This is a genomic window from Martinezella multihospitum, from assembly GCF_900094585.1.
In the GTDB taxonomy this organism is placed as follows: Bacteria; Pseudomonadota; Alphaproteobacteria; order Rhizobiales; family Rhizobiaceae; genus Rhizobium; species Rhizobium multihospitium.
This window is the reverse complement of the sequence record NZ_FMAG01000002.1, coordinates 322,843-340,011: the sequence shown is the minus strand read 5'-3', so window position 1 is coordinate 340,011 and position 17,169 is coordinate 322,843. Positions and strand designations below refer to the sequence as shown.

The following is a 17,169-nucleotide window of genomic DNA, read 5'->3' as shown; positions in this document are numbered from 1 at the left end:
CATTGCGGACCGCATTTCACGAAGAGATTCATCAATGCAGGCGCTATCGGCGCGGATAGGCGGCGCGGCCATTGTTGAGGTCGTCGACAAAATCGGAGAATTTATGCGTCCCCTCGCCATGCATGATCAGAGGCGCGCGCAGTGAGAGCCTCGCCCTCGAACCCTTGATCGCCGTCACCAGGATGCGCACCGCACTCTCCCCTTCGCGGGGATGGATTGGGGTGATTTCAATGCCGCCGAAGCGGCGACCACAGGCGGTGATGATATCGCCGATCGATTCCGGCCGCGCAATCAGCGATAGCTGACCGCCAGGGATCATGATCGCACCTGCCGTGCGGATCCACCGTTCGAACAGCTCCTCGGTCATGGCATGCGCTTCAGCTTTCAGTGCATCGGGCGTCAGCCTGTCGCTGGCATCATTGAAGGGTGGGTTCATGATAACATGGTGGAAGCTGTCGTCGACAAGGCCCGCCTCGTTGCGGTCCTTGCCTGTCAGTGTCACATCGGCCTCCATCACCGAGACACGGTCGGCAAAACGGCTGTTTTCCGTCAGAAGCAGGCTTTTGCGGGCGAATTCGGCCATATCGGGCGAGCGCTCGAACAGCACGACCTCCGCCCGGTCCAGTCTCGACGCCACGGCCATTCCGGCGGCTCCGGCACCTGCACCGAGATCCGCCACCCGTATGGAGCGCTCATCTGCGACGAGCGCCGCCAACAGCATGGCATCCATGCCGGAACGGTGCCCCCTGCCCTTCGGCTGGACGACATGAAAGGCGCCGCGATGGAAGGCATCGATGGTTTCGGAGGGCTTGCCGGTCATGGCCGACCTCAGGTCCGCACCGGGCGCAGCTCGTCGCCGAGACCGGCATCGATCAGGATGCGGCGGGCCAGATCGGCCCGCTCTTCCTCCACCAGAAAGCGGCGCGGCAGCATGCCGAGCGAACCCTCCAGAATGCTCATTGCCTGATCCGCCACCAGGCAATGAATCCCCGCATCCTTCATCAGGCTCTCGGCAAATGAGAGTAGGACGGGGTCGTTGGTGCGGATCAGCTCGTGCATAAGCCCTAGAATTCCTGTCAAATTTACGCGACGAGACAATTCGCCTCTTGCCGCCTGTTTCGCCCCTTCTTATTGTGCTTTGCAGAAAATGAACAGGAGTCCGGATCGTTGGGCGTCGTGATACCGCTGGAAGAAAGCAAGAATAAACTGGCATCCATCAAGCCCTTGGTGGACCTGACCAAGGCGGACATGGAACGCGTCAACCAGCTCATCCTGTCCAAGGCCGGCTCGGATGTGCAGATGATCCCCGAGGTTGCGGAGCATTTGATCTCGTCGGGCGGCAAGCGCCTGCGGCCGATGCTGACGATCGCTTCCGCCGCCCTCTACAACTACCAGGGCGACAACCACATCAAGCTCGCGACATCAGTTGAGTTCCTGCATACGGCCACGCTGCTGCATGATGACGTGGTCGATGAAAGCGATCTGCGCCGGGGCAAATCCACGGCCCGCATGATCTGGGGCAACCAGGCGAGCGTGCTGGTCGGCGACTTCCTGCTCGGCCAGGCCTTCCGCATGATGGTCGAAGTCGGTTCGATCGAAGCGCTCGACGTGCTCTCGTCGGCTGCCTGCGTGATCGCAGAAGGCGAAGTGCTGCAGCTCTCCGTTTCCAAGAACATGGAAACGACCGAAGACGATTATCTCTCGGTCATCCGCGCCAAGACCGCAGCGCTCTTTGCCGCAGCGGCCGAAGTCGGCCCGATCGTCGCCAATGCCGGCAAGGCGGAGCGTAATGCACTGAAATCCTACGGCACCAATCTCGGCCTCGCCTTCCAGCTCGTCGACGATGCGCTGGATTATGGCGGCAAGGCTGCCGATCTCGGCAAGAATGTCGGCGACGATTTCCGCGAGGGCAAGATCACGCTTCCGGTGATCCTCGCCTATCGCCGCGGTACTGAGAAGGAACGCGCCTTCTGGCGTGACGCCATCGAAACCGGCAACAACAGCGATGAGAATCTGGAAAAGGCGCTTGGCCTGATCACGAAATACGGCGCACTGGCCGACACAATTGCCCGTGCCGTACACTACGGCACCATCGCCCGGGATGCCTTGGCACCATTGCCGGAAACGCCCTGGAAATCGGCACTTCTGGAAGTGATCGACTTCTGCATCGAACGGGTTAATTGATAGCGGCAACCCGAATTTGTTGCAGGGCCGCTTCAAAAAAGCCATCCTGTTGTGAATCAGTTGACACGAATGCGTTGTGCCGCCGGCAACTTCGCCGGCCATTCCCTTGATGAAAGGCTTTCTAATGCGGCAGAGACTTGCCATCCGCTTCCTTTCGGGCGTAGCCTTGGCGGCAATCCTTTCGGTGTCCGCCCTGACTGGCGCACGCGCAGAGGATAAGCCGGCAGCGCCGGAGGCCAGTGCTCCGGTCACTTCTTTCGATCCGGATAGCGTCGATACGTTCGCAGGCGCTTTCCTGGCCGCCCGTACTGCAGATGTCGATCACGACTACGATACTGCCGTCGCGCTCTACAAAAAGGCGCTGATGATCGATCCAAGCAATCCGGAGATCCGCCAGCGGCTGATGATCTCGCTGCTGCTGAACGGCAATCTGGAGGAAGGCGTCAAATACGCCAACGAGCTGAAGAGCGATCCTTCCGTCGAACGCGTCACGACGATCGTGCGCGGCATGGATGCCATCCGCCGCCACGAATACCGCACCGCACAGGAAATCCTCAAATATAACGGCCCGAACGATCTGGACCGGATGATGACCAACCTGCTCGCCGCCTGGGCGCGCGCCGGATCCGGCCGCGGCAAGGAAGCGATCTCGATGATCGACAAGATGAAGGGACCGGATTGGTTCAACATCTTCAAGAACTATCATGCCGGCGCCATCGCCCTGACGATCGGCGACCTGAAATCGGCGCGTTCGCACTTGAACGACGCGATTCTCGACAAGACAGGCGGCGCGACGGCACCTGACACCTTCATGCGCGCCGTCATGGCGCTCGCTCGTCTTGAAGCCAAGGCTGGCGACAAGCAGAAGGCCCTGGATGCGATCTCCGTTGGCGACAATCTCGTCAGCAATTATGCGCCGCTGAATGCGCTGCGCGACAGCATCAGCAAGGGCGATACGCCGGACCAGCAGGTGACGAACGCCAGCGAAGGTGCGGCCGCCGTGCTCTTCACCATCGGCGCAGCGCTGAACCGCGACGGCGCCGAAGACGTCGTTTCGCTCTACCTGCAGATCGCCAACTCCCTCGATCCGAAGGCAGCCGATACGCTGGTTCTGCTTGGCGGGCTGGCTGAAAAGCAGGACCAGACCGATCGCGCGATCGCCTTCTACAAGAAAGTGCCCGATAATTCGCCGATGGCCCGCATCTCCGAGCTGCAGCTCGGCCTTGCGCTTGCCCAGTCCGGCAAGGTCGACGACGCGCGCAAGCACCTGAAGGCACTGATCGATTCCGATCCCAACGATGTCCGCAGCTATCTCGCCTATGGCAGCGTCCTTTCGGATGCCAAGGACTTCCAGGCCATGGCCGACAATTACGACAAGGCCGTGCAGATCATCGGCCCCGTGCCGAAGCGCAGCGACTGGGCCGTATTCTTCCAGCGCGGCATCGCCTATGAGCGGCTCAAGAAGTGGCCGGATGCCGAGCTGAACTTCAAGAAGGCCCTGGAACTCAATCCGGATCAGCCACAGGTCCTGAATTATCTCGGTTATTCCTGGGTCGACATGAACATGAACCTCGACCAGGGTCTGGACATGATCAAGAAGGCCGTCGATCTGAGGCCGGACGACGGCTACATCGTCGATTCGCTTGGCTGGGCCTATTTCCGCCTAAACCGTTTCGACGACGCCGTGAGCGAACTGGAGCGGGCGGCACAGCTGAAGGCCGGCGATCCGACGATCAACGACCATCTCGGCGACGCCTATTGGCGCGTCAACCGTAAGCTCGAAGCCGTCTATCAATGGAATCGAGCGCTCGCCTCGAAGCCGGAAGAGGCCGATATTCCGAAGATCAAGGAGAAGGTCGAGAAGGGCTTGCCGCCGCTCGATAACGATCCGAAGACCGTCGACAAGAGCAAGCAGCCCGATCCGGCACCCGCGCCCTCGCCCGACACGAACGCTCCGGCGCCGGTCGACAAGAAGTCCTAAGATCTCCGATGGACACGATCTTGGCAGCGGGTGATTTCGACCTCACGGAAGAAGCGCCCGCAAAGATCAATCTTGCGCTGCATGTCACGGGCCGCCGCGCCGATGGCTATCATCTGCTCGACATGCTCGTCAGCTTTGCCCGCCATGGCGATCGTCTTTTCTTTCGCGCAAGCGAAGATGACGACTTCAGTCTTTCCGGACGTTTTGGCCCGTTGCTTTCCGCCGATGCCGAGGCCGGCGACAATCTCGTGCTCAAAGCGCGTGATCTCTTGCGACAGGCAGCCAACTCGGCCGGCTTCGATGCCCCTCCTGCCCATATCCACCTGGAAAAGAACCTGCCGATCGCATCCGGCATCGGCGGCGGCTCGGCGGATGCGGCGGCGACCTTGCGCGGGTTGATGCAGCTATGGCGCATTACCCTGCCGGATGCGACAGTCAAGACCATCGCCTTGAAACTCGGCGCCGATGTGCCGATGTGCCTTGCCAGCCAACCGCTGGTCGCGCGCGGCATCGGCGAGGCGATCGACCTGCTGCCGGGATTTCCCGCCTTTGCCATGGTCCTCGGCAATCCGCTTGTCGGCGTCTCGACATCGGATGTGTTCCGGCAGCTCACCCGCAAGGACAATCCGCCGCTCTTGTTTCCATCGCAGATGCCGCAGGGACATGGCGAATGGATCGACACGATCAAGACCCTGCGCAATGATCTCGAGCCACCAGCACGCTCGATCTGCGGTGAGATTTCGGCGCTCTCCAGCCTGATCGACAGCCAGGCGCCGATCATGACGCGTATGTCCGGTTCCGGTGCGACGTGCTTCGGGATCTTCACGAATATCGAACAGGCGACGGCGGCCGCCGCTTCGCTTCACAGGCAGCGGCCGGACTGGTATTTCCAGGTAACCGAAACGATCGCGGGAGAGGCATGATGGCAGCGTCAGGCAACGAAAGATCCTTCATTCCCGTCGGCATCGCCGTATTGACCGTTTCCGATACGCGCACGCTCGCCGACGACAAATCCGGCGATACGCTGATTGCCCGCATTGCGGAAGCCGGACATAGGCTTGTTGCTCGCGCCATCGTGCCCGACGACAAGGAGCGCATCCGCGCGCAGGTGGAAGCCTGGACGAAGGACGATGCGATCGATGTGGTGATTACCACCGGCGGGACTGGCTTTACCGGCCGGGACGTCACGCCGGAGGCGCTGGAGCCTTTGTTCGAGAAGCGGATGGATGGGTTTTCGGAAGTCTTCCATCGCATCTCCTACGACAAGATCGGCACGGCGACGATCCAGTCGCGGGCAACCGGCGGTGTCGCCAACGCCACTTTCATCTTCGTGCTGCCGGGCTCTCCCGGCGCCTGCAAGGATGCCTGGGATGGCATCCTCAAGGCGCAGCTCGACTACCGGCACATGCCCTGCAATTTCGTGGAGATCATGCCGCGCCTCGACGAGCATCTGAAGCGCGGCGCCCGGCCTAAGTAGATCTTCTACGCGCTGCGGCGTTGCGCGCCCATCATGCCTTCGGCAGAGTGGGAATTGATTCCCAAGTGTCGCCACTGAGAATGATGCAGCTGCGGCCGGAAGCGTCGCTCATCAGCAGTGTCCAGTTGCCGCTCTCAGCAGCGTAGATCTCAACGATCGTACTCTGATCGAGCTTGCCGACGGCCGACAGCTTTTCCGAAAGATGGTCGCCAAGGAACGCGACGATGTCGACGCGCTTGGCGCAGGCCAAGGTCACCTGAGCGGCGGCAATGCCGGGGAAAAGAATTGCACTTGCAACGAAGATCGTTGCCAAGAGGCGGTAGAGCATCGTGCGTTTCATAACGCACCTCCTTTCGCCGAAATCCCGGCGGAAAAGGAGAGTTCCGCTGACCAGTTCCGCCTGATATCGGCATCTTCATGGTCGGCCGCCTGACGCGACACGCGTAAGGTGCCGCCACATGCAAATTATCGCAGCTATTCTCGCGTTTACAAACGAAATCTGTGGAACGCTGGGCCTTATCGCGCCGCGCGTGCCACCCAGGACGGAATGAGCTCGCTTGAAAGCCGTCGGCCCTTCTGTCCCTTGGCGAACTCCGCCAGCCCCATGCCCGATCTGGCGACGGCGATGGCCTGGTGCTTGGAAAGCAGCAAGCCCAGTTCCAGCGGCGCCGTACGCCGGCCGATTCGCTTCAGAAACGGACGGCGATAACCGCGCGATGCTGTAAAGCGCGCCGGCACCTTGTTCAGCGAGACATATTCGGCGATCTCATCGATCCAGCCCGCTTGCGGCCGCGCACCTGGCTCGACCAGCAGCAGCCATTCGCCCCTCGCAGACCGCAATATGTCCTTGATATCCCATTGCGAATAAAACCGGCAGCCGGCCGCATCCGCCACCTTCGATGTGCCGTCCCTGGAACCGTGATCGAGCACGACCACGTCGCTGACCAGTCCTTCGACCGCGCCTGCCACCAATGCCGCCAATGTCTGCGCCAGCTCGGGTTCGTGATCCTGGCATTCGATGATGACCGTCAACATTGCCCATTTATAGAGCGGCGCATAATTTATTGCCAGCACCTAACCCTCAGGCCCGAGCGTTTAAGAAAAGCATCATAAGCTGCCGGAAATTCTCAAAGCCGGCAGCGCCAAATGCCTCCCGTGAATGAGATGGAAAATGGTGATCCTGGATTTTTGTTCTTGCAATGTTCTCATTTGTCGGATAGGAATTTAATCATCTTAGACGCGGCTGCGATGGCATGAGCCGCCCTGGAGCTACCGATGAACGAGCAGTCCCTTGCAGGGCAGGCCGCTTTCGCGCCTGCCAATACGGCAGACGTTGCCAATGCTTTGATCGCCGATGCCGGTCTCAGGGTCGACGCCGAGCGCCGGCGTGGGCGTGGCGCCGGATTGAACCCGAGCGGCCGGTTCGAGCCGCAGCAGCGCGAAACCTTCGACGATGGCTGGCAGAGCTTCGAAGAGCTGCCGCCCTTCAAGACCGAGGTGCAGGTGGAGAAGCCGCGCACAGCGATTACCCGCAACGAATCCCCTGATATTCCCTTCGACCGGTCCATCAACCCTTATCGCGGTTGCGAGCACGGCTGCATCTACTGCTTCGCGCGACCGACCCATGCCTATATGGGCCTGTCAGCGGGGCTGGATTTCGAATCGAAGCTGTTTGCCAAGCCGGATGCCGCCAAGCTTCTGGAGCGCGAGTTGGCAAAGCCCGGCTACAAGCCGCGCGTGATTGCCATCGGCACCAATACCGACCCCTATCAGCCGATCGAGAAGGAATGGCGGATCATGCGCCAGATTCTCGAAGTGCTGAACCGAGCCAACCATCCCGTCGCCATCGTCACCAAGTCGGCGCTGATCATGCGCGATATCGACATTCTGAAGGAGATGGCCGCCAGGAACCTGGTGCGGGTGGGCCTGTCGGTGACGACGCTCGACCGCAAACTGGCACGCACGATGGAACCGCGGGCGGCTACGCCGCCGCGGCGGCTGGAGGCGATCCAGGCCTTGAGCGAAGCGGGCATTCGCACCTCGATCATGGTGGCGCCGATCATTCCCGCGCTCAATGACCATGAGATCGAGCGTATCCTCGATGCCGGCAAAGCGGCCGGTGCGCTGGAGGCAAGCTATGTCATCCTGCGGCTGCCGCTGGAAGTAAGCCCACTCTTTCGCGACTGGCTGCTGCAAAACTATCCGGACCGTTATCGCCATGTCATGTCGCTGATCCGCTCGATGCGCGGCGGCAAGGACTACGATGCCGAATTCGGCAAGCGCATGAAGGGTGCCGGACCCTATGCCTGGCAGATCAGCCGCCGCTTCGAGATGGCAACACGCCGGCTCGCGCTGACGCGCCGCAATATTGCGCTACGCGACGACCTGTTCGTGCCGCCTGATGGCAGTGGCGTCCAGCTTTCGCTGCTCTGACCATCCTCGCGGGCTTTCCCTGTGCCCGCTGGAAAAGCCCCTGGCTTCGCCGCCCTGATCCACCGGGGGCTTGCAGGAGATCGGGTGGTGTGCGAGCTTCGCCGCATGTCACGCCGTGCACCACCCGATTCTCCCATGCTGTTCGAGGACGTTCCGCTCGTCCCCACTTTCGAGCTGGAATTGATTGCGCGCCGTGCCGGCCATTGGCCGGTTGCCGGAGCCGATGAGGCAGGTCGAGGCCCGCTCGCAGGACCGGTCGTGGCCGCCGCCGTCATTCTCGATCCCGAGCGTATCCCGGATGGGCTGAACGATTCCAAACAGTTGACCGCCGCCAGACGCGAGGAATTGTTCGTCGAAATCCTGGCAACGGCAACCGTCTCGATCGCCTCATCAAGTGCCGGCCGTATCGACACGACGGATATACGCAAGGCCAGTCTGGATGCCATGCGGCGGGCCATTTGTGCGCTGGCCGTACCGGCAAGCTATGTGCTGACCGATGGCCTGGATGTGCCCACGGGCCTTGCCTGCCCAGGAAAAGCCGTGGTCAAAGGTGATGCGCGCTCATTCTCCATCGCCGCCGCATCGATCGTCGCCAAGGTAACGCGCGACCGGATGATGGCGCGCGCCGGTGTCGTCTTTCCCGCCTATGGTTTTGCAGCCCATGCCGGCTATGGCACAGCGCAGCATCGCGCCGGCATCGAAGAGCATGGTCCCTGCCCGCTGCACCGCATGAGCTTTCGCCCCTTGCGCAAAGAGGCCGTCTGACCATTCAGCCCGTCAGCCCCGCGACGATTTCAGCCGACCGTTTTCTGATATAGGCGATATCTTCCCTGTAGACGCGATCATGTCCGTCCTGGAGATTCCGACGATATCTCTCGATGCCGCGGGCCGCCTCCCCTTCCATGAAAGCCAACAGAGCCTCAAGCCGCTCGACGATGAGGTCAGGCAATGAGGGACGCTCGGCAATGGACAAGCCATAGGCATCGACAAAGATGCGGGCACGACCGACTTGGGCGGCAAGTGTGTCCATTCCCTCGATAGCGACGCTGGAGGACAGCGGCGCCCAGCGATAGATGGCATAGGCAAGATCCCACATTCGCGGACCGGGATGCGCAGCCTCAAAATCGATGATACCGGTCACTTCGCCATCGTTCAGGACGACATTGTAGGGGGCAAAATCCCCATGGCAGATGACCTCGCAGGGCGAGCGGGCCGGCAGTTGCCACGTATAATCGGCCTCAAGGCCCTTTGCGAACAAGCTAGAACAATCATGATAGCGGCGCAGCAGCGATGCAGCCGACCACAGTGCCATTTCGCCGCGCATATCAGTGCGATCATCGAGATCGCCGGTGTCCCCAGGCAGATAGGTCACCCGCTCCCAGGCCCCATCATATCCAGCCGAAATCGACGCGGCATCGAAACCATGCCGATGCAGCGCAGCCAGCAAGGCGTGCACGCCCGGTGTCCATGCCGCAGCCGGTCTCACGATAAGATCGCCTTGACGAAACGGTTCATCGCCTGTCGCTGTCTGCATCCGCCCCTCCTCAATCTCATGATTTTGCTGATGGTTGCGGCAATGATCAACCCGGCAGGGCGGAAATAAAAAAGCCCCGCCGAAGCGGGGCTCTTTTGAATTTCGATATTCCCAGGGCTTAGTTCAGCCGCGTCTTCACTTCCTTGACGGCATCGCTGAAGAGGCCGGACTGGACGCTGCCATCGGCCTTCTTCGCAAGCACCGATTCAGCAGCGGCGATCGCGAGGTCGACAGCGGCGGAGCGGACCGCCTTCATCGCATCGGCTTCGGCCTGCTTGATCTTCTGCTCGGACAAAGCCGTGCGGTTGGCAACGAATTCCTCGGTCTTCTTGCGAGCTTCGTTCGTCAGCATTTCGGCTTCACGCTCGGCTGCGGCAACGATGTGCGCTGCTTCAGCCTCGGCTTCCTTGCGCTTGCGCTGATACTCGGCCAGCAGGTGCTGGGCCTCTTCGCGCAGGCGCTTGGCTTCCGCCAGCTCGTTGCGGATCTGATCGGCACGGTCGTCCAGCGACTTTGCCATCATGCCCGGAACCTTCAGGTAAACGATCAGGCCGAGGAAGATGAGAAGGCTGACAAACGCGAAGAAGGTGTTGTCGAAAGCGAATTCCATGGATCACCCCTCCTGCTTGGCGGCAGCTGCTGCAACCGCAGAGGCGACATCGGCCTTGCCGGCGACATTGCCAACCAGTTGCTCGACGACGGCACCAGCCGTCTCCTCGGCAATCGCACCGACATCACCGAAGGCTTTCGCCTTGATTTCAGCAATGCGGCCTTCTGCGGCCTTGAGCTTCTCAGCAAGGCTTGCCTCGATCGCCTTGCGATCCTCTTCGGCCTTGGCCTTGGCGGCATCGCGGGCGGTGGCGCCGATGGAATTCGCCTTGGCGCGCGCAGCGGCCAATTCGCTTTCATAGGTCGCGACGGCGGCGTCGGCTTCAGCCTTCAGACGCGAGGCTTCTTCGATATCCTGGGCGATCCGGTCGTGCCGGCTTTCCAGAATGGTTCCGACGCGCGGAATAACGATCTTCTGCATGGCCACGTAGAAGATGACGAAGGTGATCACCAGCCAAAGCAGCTGTGACGGATACGTCGTATGGTCAAACGGCGGGAACACGCCGCCCTTATGGCCCTCTTTCGGCACACCCGTTTCCGTGTGCACCGCTCCGGCGGCCGGCGGTGCTTCTTCAGCATATGCCGGGGTCACAAACATGCTCACCTCCAGGTGGTCTGCAAATACAAAGAATCACGGCTCGCTGACCGCGAACCGTGATCTATGACGCCGCTGATATCAGACGGCGAAGAGCAGGAGGAGAGCGACGAGCAGCGAGAAGATGCCCAGAGCTTCCGTAACGGCGAAGCCGAATACCAGACGGCCGAACTGGCTGTCAGCAGCCGACGGGTTGCGCAGTGCGCCGGACAGGTAGCTGCCGAAGATATTGCCGAGGCCGAGAGCCGTGCCGGCCATACCAAAGCAAGCCAAACCTGCGCCGATGAACTTTGCTGCTTCCGCGTCCATGTTGAACTCCTTTGAAATGGTTGTGCGGTGAATGACTGACGCCGTTAGACGCCAATGTCTTTATCCTTAGTGGCCGCCCGGATGGATTGCGTCATTGAGGTACATGCAAGTCAGCACCGCAAAGACGTAAGCCTGAAGGAAGGCGACAAGGAACTCGAGACCGGTAAGGGCGACGGTCATGATAAGAGGAAGGACAGCCCCGCCGATACCGAGCGCGCCGAGTGCTCCAAGCGAGGCGACGAAGCCTGCGAACACCTTAAGCGTGATATGACCGGCCAGCATGTTGGCGAAAAGACGAACGGAGAGCGAAACCGGACGGGACAGGAAGGAGATGATCTCGATCGCCACCACCAGCGGCAGAAGAACACCAGGAACACCCTGCGGGACGAAGATCTTGAAGAAGCCGAAACCATGCTTGATCAAGCCGTAGAAAATAACGGTAAAGATGACGAGCAATGCGAGCGCCAGCGTCACGATGATCTGGCTGGTGACGGTGTAGAAGTAAGGAACGAGGCCGAGCAGGTTCGCCGTCAGGACGAACATGAAGAGAGAGAAGACCAGCGGGAAGAACTTCATTCCCTTCGTCCCCGCCCCTTCTTTCAACATAGAGGCAATGAACTCATAGGCCATTTCCGCCACCGACTGCGAGCGCGTCGGGATGACGCCGCGCGGCGCACTGGCGAAATAAAGGAAGCCCGCGGAAAGCACTGCGGAGGCAACCATGAACAGCGAGGCGTTGGTGAACGAAAAATCAATTCCGCCGATATCGATCGGGATAATCTTGAAGATCAGGAACTGATGGGTAGGATCGTTTGCCACCGCTTGTTCTCTTTCATTTTTCCGCTCCACCGAGCGGATGCTTCTCATCTGGAAACAGCGCCGCAGCGCTGCCTCCGCTCATTTCTTATCAGGCCCGCCCTCGCCTGGCACCGGTGTCGCCACCTTGCCCGCAGAGCGCAGCACATTCAAAACGCCGGCACAAAATCCGAGAAGCAGCAAGATAATCATGCCCCACGGCGTCGTACCGACAAAACGGTCGAAGACATAGCCCAGAACGGCGCCAACGATGATTGCGGCTATGAACTCACTGGAAAGCTTCATCGCCTGAGCGTAGCCTTTACGGCTTTCCTCGGCGCGAACCTCCTCGTGCTCACCCTCTCTCATCGCGGAACGCTTGTTCGCCAATTCGGCTCCCAGCTGCGCCCGCCGCTGCTCCAGACCCTCGTCGCGGTCATCCGTCATGGTGGCATCCTCCCAATTTTCGTTGCGCGCAATCCCTGTACCCCGGTCAACGCGTAAACGAACAGCAGGTTTCGCCACCTTTCGGCCCGTTTTGAAGTCGCGCGCAACATAGTTTTAGGAAAAAGCATAGTCAAGGCGTAGACGTCATCTGTCCAGCCATAAATTAGCCCAATTAAATCATGATCTTAGAGCGAAAGAGCCATATTGACCGAAAACTGAGCGGAAGAATCCTCTTCAGCCCATGCTTTCCTGTGGCTTTTTTGCCAGGGAAGCGACCCTGCCCGCGCTGTCAATCTGTCGGAACCGGTCGCCTCAGCTCCAGCCGCCGCCATAGGTCCTGTAGAAGATGTGCATGCCTATGCGGCCGACCTTCACCATTTCAGCGGCCCATTTCGGCCGGACATAGACAGCATGATAATGGGTGGCGGAGCCGACTTCCGGCAGCCAGATCTTGCCGGCGGTCACAGCCATGGCTACCTGACGGGCGATACGCCAGTGTTCGGGAGAATTGACGCGCTCCTTGACGTTGTCGCAAGCGAAGGAAAACTGGCAAGCGTTGGTCCAATCCTCGTTTTGATAGACGACGCCGCAAATCGTCTTCGGATAGGCGGGGTTGCGGACACGGTTGAGGATGACCTGGGCAACCGCCGCCTGTCCTTTCACGGATTCGCCCCTCGCCTCGAAATAGATACCGGTGGCAAGGCACTGCTGCTCGTCGGATGAGAAAACCGATGGCGGCAGGACATTGGCGGCCCAGGCATGATCCTTTGGGCCGATCTGCGGTACGAAGCGGCCCTCGCCGTCCTGATCCTTGGCGAGAATGGAATCGAAGGGCGAGACACGGGCATAGTCCGGTGCCGGCGAGGCGTAGGCCGCCGCCAGAACATCGGCATTCTGATTGGTGACCAGATTGGCGATATAGGCCGGCACGCTATCGTCCGGCTTCGGCGGCTCTTTCTTGTAGAAGGCGGTGGCGATCTGGATTTCCTTGCCGCCGAGTTTCGGCTTCAGGAAAGCGGTGCGCTCGCCGGTCGCGGATTCCGGCCGAAGCAGCAGGCTCTGGCGCTGCAGCACCGAGCCTGCGGAAAAATCCTTCGGCGGCTGCATCGGCGTGATGGCCACCACCCTGCCCTTCTTGTCCTGCCGGTTGATACGATCCTCATCGGGCCGGGGATCGCTGCCCTTCTGTTCGGACTGGAACGCGACGCGGCGCCCGTCCGGCAGCACCAGACCACCATCTCCAATGGCGGCAGAGGCCTTGACGTCACCAAAGGCCAGTTCCGCCTGATGGGTGGAGCCGGCTGGCGAGTCGGTCATCACCATGCGCCAATTGGCACCTTCCCTGTCGATCCCGGCAAGCAGGCCGGCAAGATCGCCATAGGCTGCTGTCGATGGAAAAATAAGCCAGGCGCAAAGCCCGAAGACGGCTGGAGAGGTCCAGTTTTGTGGCAGGAACCGCAATTTGCGGCTGGCATAACGCGAGCGAGACAACACCGGACTCCAAACGGCACTCGAAACTAGGAGCCGGAATAATCTCCCATTAACCTTGATGGATGGTTAATTCAGGCGAATCTATGATTAGGGATGCGATGGCTCGCAAATATGAAAAAGGCCCGGCGGATATCCACCAGGCCTTTTTGAACGAGCAGCAAGAATATCTGCCTCAGATGATGACGTGCGAGCCCAGTTCCACAACGCGGTTGGCAGGCAGGCGGAAGTAGTCGGAGGGGTCGGTCGCGGCGTTGGCGAGCGCGATGTAAAGCCGGTCCTGCCAGTGCGGCATGCCCGATTTCGCATCCGGCACCAGCTTGCGGCGGCCGAGATAGAAGGAGGTCGACATGATATCGAACTTCAGGCCCGTCTTGCGCAGGGTTGCGAGCGCCTGCGAGACATTCTGCGATTCCATGAAGCCGAAGCGCAGCTCGACGCGCGAGAAGCGCTCCGAGACCTTCTCGACCGAATAGCGATCCTCCTGGGCGACGCGCGGCTTGTTGATGGTGCGGATCGTCAGGATGACGTTCTTGTCGTGAAGGACGTGATTGTGCTTCAGATTGTGCAACAGCGCGGCGGGCGCAGATTCCGGATCGCTGGTCAGGAAGATCGCCGTACCGGGCACATGCGCGGGCGAATGATCGCTCTTGCGCTCGATGGAGCTGACGAAGGAAGACAGCGGGATATCGGTGTGCCGCGTCTTTTCCATCAGGATCGAGGTGCCGCGGCGCCAGGTCCACATGATGACGGTGAAGGCCGTCGCGATCATGACCGGAACATAGCCGCCGTCGTGGATCTTCAAGAGGTTGGCGCCGAGGAAGACGAATTCCAGCAGCAAGAGCGGCGTGAGCACGGCAACCGCCATCGGCAGCGTCCAGTTCCAGCGGACGCGGACGAATTCAAACGCCATGATCGAGGTGACGACCATCGCGCCGGTCACCGAAATACCATAGGCCGTTGCCAGCGCGTCCGAGGTCTTGAAGGCCAATACGAGGAAGATGACGCCGAAGAACAGGACCGTATTGACCGACGGCAGGAAGATCTGCCCGGTATTGGTCTCGGAGGTGAAGAGGATTTCCATGCGCGGCAGGAAGCCGAGGTGAATCGCCTGACGCGTGAGCGAGAAAGCACCCGTGATGACGGCCTGGCTGGCGATGATCGTCGCCATCGTCGCAAGAATGACCACCGGCAGGATCGCCCAATGCGGATACATCAGGAAGAACGGGTCCGACATGGCCATAGGATCGCGCAGAACCAGCGCTCCCTGGCCAAAATAGTTCAGCGTGAGGGACGGAAACACCAGCACGAACCAGGCCCACTGGATCGGACGGCGGCCGAAATGGCCAAGGTCGGCATAGAGCGCTTCTGCGCCCGTCACGGTCAGGAAGACCGCGCCGAGAACCACGACGCCGAGAAAGCCTTCGCGCAGGAGGAAGCTCACCGCATACCAGGGATTGAGCGCTGCCAGAATGCTGTAATCATCGGAAATGTGCATGATGCCGGCAACGCCCATGACGATGAACCAAAGCGCCGTGATCGGACCGAAGAAGCGAGCGACCGCGCCGGTGCCATGCGACTGGATCGCAAAAAGCAGCGCCAGGATCGCGACGGATATGGGCACGATATAATCCGACAGTTGTGGCGTGACCAGCTTCAGACCTTCGACAGCTGAAAGGACCGAAAGCGCCGGGGTGATCATCGCATCACCGAGGAAGAGCGCGGCGCCTAAAAGGCCAAGCAGCATTAGGATGGCCGTGTGGCCATTCGCCGTCTTCATCAACAGCGCCAGCAGCGACAAGGTGCCGCCTTCGCCGTCGTTGTCCGCGCGGAGCAGAAAAAGGACATATTTGATCGTGACGATGATCGTCAGCGTCCAGAACATCAGCGATACGACGCTGATGACTTCGCCGCGCGTCAGACCGTCAGCGGCCACCGGCTTCAATGCTTCGCGAAAGGCATAGAGCGGGCTCGTACCGATATCGCCATAAACAACGCCGATCGAGCCGAGGGCGAGGTATGCGAGCTTACGAGCGTTCATTTTCCCGTCGGGAGAATGATGGGTTTCGTTAGACATTCAGGATCACTAGACTCTCAGAGCCAGCCTTTCCAGCGAAAAAAGAAAAACGGAACGATGGCGGAAACCACCATCAACAACAGCGATGTCGGGTAGCCGTAGGCAAAATGCAGTTCGGGCATATGCTCGAAATTCATGCCATAGACGGACGCCACGAGCGTCGGCGGCAGGAACACCACGGAAGCGATCGAAAAGATCTTGATGATGGCGTTCTGCTCGATATTGATCAGCCCAAGCGATGCATCCAGCAGGAAGGTGATGTTTCCCGCGACGAAGGACGCGTGCTCCGACAGTGACTGGACATCCCGCGAGACGTTGCGACACAGTTCCCTGGCCTCGTGGTCCTGCTGCATGGCGGGGATGGTATGAAGAAAGGTCAGCAGCCGGGACAGCGAACTCAGACTGTCGCGTACCTTGCTGAGCGTACGGTGATAGCCTGCGATGTCCTTGAGCTTTTCTTCCAGATAGTTGCCCGGGCGGCGGATCTTCTTTACCCGATCGCCGAACACGTGCACCGACAATATATCGATACCCGCAACGGTCTGTTCAAGGACCTCGGCGGTACGGTCGACGATGGTTTCGAGAAGCTTGGCAAGAAGCGCGACACCCGTGCGCCGCTCCTGTGGAATGCGCTGCAGCGCCGCGATGAAGAGTGCGAAGGACTTCGGCTGTGCATAGCGGATGGTGACCAGCCGATGTCCCGTCAGGATGAAGGCGACATCGGTGAGCATCGGCAGATTGGTATCGGCCTTCCACAACAGCGAGGCCGTGAGAAAGACGGAGCCGTTTTCGACATAGAGGCGGCTCGACGGCTCGATGTCCTTCATGTCCTCGCGGGTCGGCACCTCGAGGCCAAGCAGGCGCTCGATGCTGGCTTCCTCTTCGCGGGACGGGTCGACCATGTCGATCCAGACGGCATTGTCCGGCAGCCGGGAGGCCGCCGAAAGATCGGGAAGCTCGAGCGGCTTCTGGTCTGAGCAATAGGCAGTTATCAACTGCTCGCTCCCGCAGCGGCGGAGACGAAGCCGCCATCAAGGCGCCTTGCGCGCGCTTGCCGCGATCCCACCAATGGCCAATGAAAAAAGCTCATAAAACCCCGGTCGTATCCCGCCGGTCCGGCCGGGAATCCGTGTCCATGTTCCATTGCGCTGCTGTACCAATCCTTCGCCCGTCCTGGCGAAGCCGCCTGCTCGGACGAAATAAAACCACCATGCGGCGGAGGGCGGTCATCGGAAATGCT

Annotated in this window: 19 protein-coding genes; 6 read left to right on the top strand and 13 right to left on the bottom strand. The window is 60.4% G+C overall.

Translation table 11 applies throughout. The features are described from left to right. Nucleotides 1-43: 43 nt before the first annotated feature. Together GA0061103_RS08455 and GA0061103_RS08450 are read right to left on the bottom strand one after the other, a co-directional pair. Complete coding sequence (locus GA0061103_RS08455) at nucleotides 44-820, bottom strand: tRNA1(Val) (adenine(37)-N6)-methyltransferase (RefSeq protein WP_092709566.1); 777 nt, start codon at nucleotides 818-820, stop codon at nucleotides 44-46. A gap of 8 nt (nucleotides 821-828) precedes the next feature. Continuing rightward, a complete protein-coding gene (locus GA0061103_RS08450) occupies nucleotides 829-1,059 on the bottom strand; it encodes a putative signal transducing protein (RefSeq protein WP_092709564.1) in 231 nt (76 codons plus the stop codon). A gap of 108 nt (nucleotides 1,060-1,167) precedes the next feature. Between GA0061103_RS08450 and GA0061103_RS08445 the strand changes: the two genes are divergently transcribed. The 4 genes from GA0061103_RS08445 to moaB all read left to right on the top strand — a co-directional run bounded on the left by GA0061103_RS08445 (nucleotide 1,168) and on the right by moaB (nucleotide 5,642). After that, nucleotides 1,168-2,184, top strand: a complete 1,017-nt coding sequence (locus GA0061103_RS08445) for a polyprenyl synthetase family protein (RefSeq protein WP_092709561.1) — start codon at nucleotides 1,168-1,170, stop codon at nucleotides 2,182-2,184. 124 nt (nucleotides 2,185-2,308) lie between these two features. Then, complete coding sequence (locus GA0061103_RS08440; protein ID WP_092709559.1) at nucleotides 2,309-4,165, top strand: tetratricopeptide repeat protein; 1,857 nt, start codon at nucleotides 2,309-2,311, stop codon at nucleotides 4,163-4,165. Nucleotides 4,166-4,173: 8 nt separating this feature from the next. Further along, a complete protein-coding gene (locus tag GA0061103_RS08435; protein ID WP_092709556.1) occupies nucleotides 4,174-5,088 on the top strand; it encodes a 4-(cytidine 5'-diphospho)-2-C-methyl-D-erythritol kinase in 915 nt (304 codons plus the stop codon). Continuing rightward, nucleotides 5,088-5,642, top strand: a complete 555-nt coding sequence (moaB, locus tag GA0061103_RS08430; RefSeq protein WP_092709553.1) for a molybdenum cofactor biosynthesis protein B — start codon at nucleotides 5,088-5,090, stop codon at nucleotides 5,640-5,642. The genes GA0061103_RS08435 and moaB overlap by 1 nt, the downstream gene beginning before the upstream one ends. A 31-nt stretch (nucleotides 5,643-5,673) precedes the next feature. Here moaB and GA0061103_RS08425 read toward each other — a convergent pair whose 3' ends face one another. Further along, a complete protein-coding gene (locus GA0061103_RS08425) occupies nucleotides 5,674-5,982 on the bottom strand; it encodes a hypothetical protein (protein WP_092709550.1) in 309 nt (102 codons plus the stop codon). Nucleotides 5,983-6,158: 176 nt separating this feature from the next. Continuing rightward, nucleotides 6,159-6,677, bottom strand: a complete 519-nt coding sequence (locus GA0061103_RS08420; protein ID WP_069612432.1) for a glycosyl transferase — start codon at nucleotides 6,675-6,677, stop codon at nucleotides 6,159-6,161. Between the two features lie 240 nt (nucleotides 6,678-6,917). Here GA0061103_RS08420 and GA0061103_RS08415 point away from each other — a divergent pair, with 240 nt between their 5' ends. Further along, entirely contained in the window at nucleotides 6,918-8,075 is a 1,158-nt protein-coding gene (locus GA0061103_RS08415) for a PA0069 family radical SAM protein (protein WP_092709547.1), read from the top strand. A 105-nt stretch (nucleotides 8,076-8,180) separates the two neighbouring features. Beyond that, nucleotides 8,181-8,840: a ribonuclease HII gene (locus tag GA0061103_RS08410; protein WP_092709545.1), complete on the top strand. Its 660-nt coding sequence runs from the start codon at nucleotides 8,181-8,183 to the stop codon at nucleotides 8,838-8,840. Nucleotides 8,841-8,844: 4 nt separating this feature from the next. Here GA0061103_RS08410 and GA0061103_RS08405 read toward each other — a convergent pair whose 3' ends face one another. The 9 genes from GA0061103_RS08405 to GA0061103_RS08365 all read right to left on the bottom strand — a co-directional run bounded on the left by GA0061103_RS08405 (nucleotide 8,845) and on the right by GA0061103_RS08365 (nucleotide 16,924). Next, nucleotides 8,845-9,609: a phosphotransferase enzyme family protein gene (locus tag GA0061103_RS08405; protein WP_092709542.1), complete on the bottom strand. Its 765-nt coding sequence runs from the start codon at nucleotides 9,607-9,609 to the stop codon at nucleotides 8,845-8,847. Between the two features lie 118 nt (nucleotides 9,610-9,727). After that, nucleotides 9,728-10,219, bottom strand: coding sequence for a F0F1 ATP synthase subunit B (locus tag GA0061103_RS08400; protein ID WP_092709539.1), 492 nt, complete (start codon nucleotides 10,217-10,219; stop codon nucleotides 9,728-9,730). Between the two features lie 3 nt (nucleotides 10,220-10,222). After that, nucleotides 10,223-10,816 (bottom strand): F0F1 ATP synthase subunit B, encoded by a 594-nt coding sequence (locus GA0061103_RS08395; RefSeq protein ID WP_092709536.1) that lies wholly within the window; start codon nucleotides 10,814-10,816, stop codon nucleotides 10,223-10,225. 78 nt (nucleotides 10,817-10,894) lie between these two features. Further along, nucleotides 10,895-11,122: a F0F1 ATP synthase subunit C gene (locus GA0061103_RS08390; RefSeq protein ID WP_015338972.1), complete on the bottom strand. Its 228-nt coding sequence runs from the start codon at nucleotides 11,120-11,122 to the stop codon at nucleotides 10,895-10,897. Nucleotides 11,123-11,188: 66 nt separating this feature from the next. Next, entirely contained in the window at nucleotides 11,189-11,941 is a 753-nt protein-coding gene (locus tag GA0061103_RS08385) for a F0F1 ATP synthase subunit A (protein ID WP_092709533.1), read from the bottom strand. A 78-nt stretch (nucleotides 11,942-12,019) separates the two neighbouring features. Next, nucleotides 12,020-12,364, bottom strand: coding sequence for an AtpZ/AtpI family protein (locus GA0061103_RS08380; protein WP_092709530.1), 345 nt, complete (start codon nucleotides 12,362-12,364; stop codon nucleotides 12,020-12,022). Nucleotides 12,365-12,676: 312 nt separating this feature from the next. Beyond that, complete coding sequence (locus tag GA0061103_RS08375) at nucleotides 12,677-13,855, bottom strand: cell wall hydrolase (protein WP_092709528.1); 1,179 nt, start codon at nucleotides 13,853-13,855, stop codon at nucleotides 12,677-12,679. A 172-nt stretch (nucleotides 13,856-14,027) separates the two neighbouring features. After that, the gene (locus GA0061103_RS08370; protein ID WP_425349476.1) at nucleotides 14,028-15,893 is read right to left on the bottom strand and encodes a potassium transporter Kup; all 1,866 of its coding nucleotides are present in this window, start codon (nucleotides 15,891-15,893) and stop codon (nucleotides 14,028-14,030) included. Between the two features lie 53 nt (nucleotides 15,894-15,946). Beyond that, the gene (locus GA0061103_RS08365) at nucleotides 15,947-16,924 is read right to left on the bottom strand and encodes a magnesium transporter CorA family protein (protein ID WP_092709522.1); all 978 of its coding nucleotides are present in this window, start codon (nucleotides 16,922-16,924) and stop codon (nucleotides 15,947-15,949) included. Nucleotides 16,925-17,169 lie beyond the last annotated feature (245 nt).

Bases quoted from the DNA above. Each gene is read 5' to 3' on its own strand.
- GA0061103_RS08455 (WP_092709566.1), bottom strand. From the start codon at position 820: ATGACCGGCAAGCCCTCCGAAACCATCGATGCCTTCCATCGCGGCGCC.
- GA0061103_RS08450 (WP_092709564.1), bottom strand. From the start codon at position 1,059: ATGCACGAGCTGATCCGCACCAACGACCCCGTCCTACTCTCATTTGCC.
- GA0061103_RS08440 (WP_092709559.1), top strand. From the start codon at position 2,309: ATGCGGCAGAGACTTGCCATCCGCTTCCTTTCGGGCGTAGCCTTGGCG.
- GA0061103_RS08435 (WP_092709556.1), top strand. From the start codon at position 4,174: ATGGACACGATCTTGGCAGCGGGTGATTTCGACCTCACGGAAGAAGCG.
- moaB (WP_092709553.1), top strand. From the start codon at position 5,088: ATGGCAGCGTCAGGCAACGAAAGATCCTTCATTCCCGTCGGCATCGCC.
- GA0061103_RS08425 (WP_092709550.1), bottom strand. From the start codon at position 5,982: ATGAAACGCACGATGCTCTACCGCCTCTTGGCAACGATCTTCGTTGCA.
- GA0061103_RS08420 (WP_069612432.1), bottom strand. From the start codon at position 6,677: ATGTTGACGGTCATCATCGAATGCCAGGATCACGAACCCGAGCTGGCG.
- GA0061103_RS08415 (WP_092709547.1), top strand. From the start codon at position 6,918: ATGAACGAGCAGTCCCTTGCAGGGCAGGCCGCTTTCGCGCCTGCCAAT.
- GA0061103_RS08410 (WP_092709545.1), top strand. From the start codon at position 8,181: ATGTCACGCCGTGCACCACCCGATTCTCCCATGCTGTTCGAGGACGTT.
- GA0061103_RS08405 (WP_092709542.1), bottom strand. From the start codon at position 9,609: ATGCAGACAGCGACAGGCGATGAACCGTTTCGTCAAGGCGATCTTATC.
- GA0061103_RS08400 (WP_092709539.1), bottom strand. From the start codon at position 10,219: ATGGAATTCGCTTTCGACAACACCTTCTTCGCGTTTGTCAGCCTTCTC.
- GA0061103_RS08395 (WP_092709536.1), bottom strand. From the start codon at position 10,816: ATGTTTGTGACCCCGGCATATGCTGAAGAAGCACCGCCGGCCGCCGGA.
- GA0061103_RS08390 (WP_015338972.1), bottom strand. From the start codon at position 11,122: ATGGACGCGGAAGCAGCAAAGTTCATCGGCGCAGGTTTGGCTTGCTTT.
- GA0061103_RS08380 (WP_092709530.1), bottom strand. From the start codon at position 12,364: ATGACGGATGACCGCGACGAGGGTCTGGAGCAGCGGCGGGCGCAGCTG.
- GA0061103_RS08370 (WP_425349476.1), bottom strand. From the start codon at position 15,893: ATGAACGCTCGTAAGCTCGCATACCTCGCCCTCGGCTCGATCGGCGTT.